Origin of the sequence: Robertmurraya kyonggiensis, from assembly GCF_005116465.1 — a bacterium.
GTDB lineage: Bacteria > Bacillota > Bacilli > Bacillales > Cytobacillaceae > Robertmurraya > Robertmurraya kyonggiensis.
The window spans coordinates 1-2,508 of the sequence record NZ_SWBM01000023.1; the positions used below are offsets into that span (position 1 = coordinate 1).

Here is a 2,508-nt window from a genome sequence, read left to right on the forward strand (position 1 = left end):
AAGCACCTAATGCATATGAGCTATATTACATATGATATGCAAAAACAACACTAGCAACTATTTTTTTTGAGTTTTTCAAGCATATCTATATACAAACAACATTGAGCATTCTAGGTGAAATTGGAGAAGTCAACCACATTAAGCTCATTCCGCAAGTTGCAAAACCTATTTTCATCCAAAGGCTTTGTGAAGATATCCGCCAACTGATCATCCGTCCTTACACCATGCAAAGATATATCATCCTTAGCTATATGATCTCTAATAAAGTGGTGACGGATATCTATGTGCTTGGTACGTGAGTGTTGGACGGGGTTATTTGCAAGCTTTACCGCACTCTCATTGTCACAAAGCAAGGGTACACTCCTAAGAACTAGGCCATAGTCTAGGAGTGTTTGAGTCATGTAAAGGATTTGTGCACAACAAGAGCCGGCGGCAATGTACTCGGCCTCGGTGGTTGAAAGAGCCACACTATTTTGCTTTTTGGAGGACCAAGAGACTAGCGACCTACCAAGCAATTGGCACCCGCCGGAAGTGCTTTTCCTATCCACTTTGCAACCCGCATAATCCGCATCGGAATAGCCAACGAGTTCAAAGTGTGCTCCTTTGGGATACCAAAGGCCAATGCTTGGTGAATATTTGAGATATCTAAAGATCCTTTTCACGGCCTTAAGGTGTGCTTCTTTGGGGTTGGCTTGAAAGCGAGCACACATACATACACTAAACATGATGTCGGGCCTAGATGCGGTAAGGTAAAGTAGACTACCAATCATAGAACGATAAAGAGTTTGGTCTACCGGTTTACCTCCCTCATCAAGGTCGAGATGCCCATTAGTTGCCATGGGGGTCTTGATGGGCTTGCAATCTTCCATCTTGAAGCGCTTGAGAAGGTCCTTGGTATATTTCTCTTGACATATAAATGTGCCTTCTTCAAGTTGCTTCATTTGAAATCCAAGGAAGAAAGTAAGTTCACCAATCATTGACATCTCAAATTCCCTTGACATCATTTCACCAAATTTCTTGCATATCTCTTCATTTGTTGAGCCAAATATAATGTCATCCACATAGACTTGGCAAACAAAGAGCTCGCCATTCTCCTTCTTGCTGAAGAGTGTAGTATCAACCTTCCCAATCTTGTATCCCTTGGCAATGATAAAATCCCGGAGACGCTCATACCAAGCCCTTGGAGCTTGTTTGAGTCCATAGAGTGCCTTGGATAGCTTGAACACATGATTGGGGTTGTATGGATCTTCAAAGCCCGGTGGTTGTTCCACATACACCTCTTCATTGATGTACCCATTGAGGAATGCACTCTTGACGTCCATTTGATAGAGCTTCATATCATGACAAGAGGCATAGGCAAGGAGAATGCGGATTGCCTCTAATCTAGCCATCGGAGCAAAGGTCTCTCCAAAGTCAAGTCCTTCAATTTGAGAGAACCCCTTTGCAACTAGTTGTTGGCACTTCTTAGCCTATACTAATTACTCTGCAAGCGCACAGAGACCGATGTAGCCTTTCACCAGGGGAGTGATACCTGGGATATCGAATCCAAAGAACGGCAGACGCGACTAGCCTAAATCTAGTTAACCGGACCCCACCAAGGAAAAGAATGGCGAGGGTAGAGGGCTAACTTTCAGATAGCCTACAATTACTCTAGTAAAAACTTATCTACTAACCTGATCTGCTTCGGCGGCTGGAAGAGGAAGGGTCCAGACGGGGTAGAAGGGGGACCCAACGGCAACCTGCTACTACTGCTATGAAAACACCCGAACGTTGTGGTCGCACAAAGGATGGACAAGGTTGTCATCACTTGCCGCCTACCACTCTACTTCCATGGAATGGAACACACTTTCTAGCTAACACCTAGCCAAACACCACGTCTGGGTTTGATGCTAGGATTTCTTGTGAGGCCTTCACAAGAAACCCCCCTCTACCTAGGAGACGGCTAAATCTCCTAGTCCGGGCGAGAAACCCGTAAGGTAAAAGCCTGTCAAACTAACTAGACTCTAACTGAATCTAAAGGTTATGAAATGAAAGGATCACACTACTTTCCTAGATAAACTAAGGAAAGCAGGAAAGGAAAGCTTAACCGATAAAGTAAAGAAGATAACTATATTGATAAAGGAAATATTCGAAGTATAAAGAAAAGATACAAGAACTTTACCCGATCTCCGAGAGACTCCGGAACCTCGAGGCAAGCTCGACTCAACTCTAACTCCCAACCCTAATCTACTCTAGAAAATATAAAAAGTAGAGAAGCTCCTTCTTGGTGTGTGTTGAGAAGTGAAGTGGAGGCCTCCTTTTATAGCTTGAGCAGGTCGGTTGAGCATCTTGGCGGTTAAGTTAGCTCAGCATGCAACTGTCCTCAGAAGAGCGCCTTGAACGGAGTCGGTGGCCAGCCATTGGGCTGGTTCCTGGCCGATCGGCCAGGGTTGGTCGCCATCTGGCACCGCCTTTTGCACCAACGCTCTGGATTGCCTCCTGGTGTCGGTAGTTATGACGGCATGCAAG

1 protein-coding gene is annotated in these 2,508 nt (G+C 45.0%); it reads right to left on the bottom strand.

Annotation, left to right across the window (positions count from 1 at the left end; translation table 11 throughout):
* Nucleotides 1-110 precede the first annotated feature (110 nt).
* On the bottom strand, nucleotides 111-1,391 hold the full coding sequence (locus tag FA727_RS25545) for a Ty1/Copia family ribonuclease HI (protein ID WP_136833893.1): 1,281 nt from the start codon (nucleotides 1,389-1,391) through the stop codon (nucleotides 111-113).
* Nucleotides 1,392-2,508 lie beyond the last annotated feature (1,117 nt).

Coding starts and splice junctions, on each gene's coding strand:
- FA727_RS25545 (WP_136833893.1), bottom strand. CDS start 1,391: ATGGCTAGATTAGAGGCAATCCGCATTCTCCTTGCCTATGCCTCTTGT.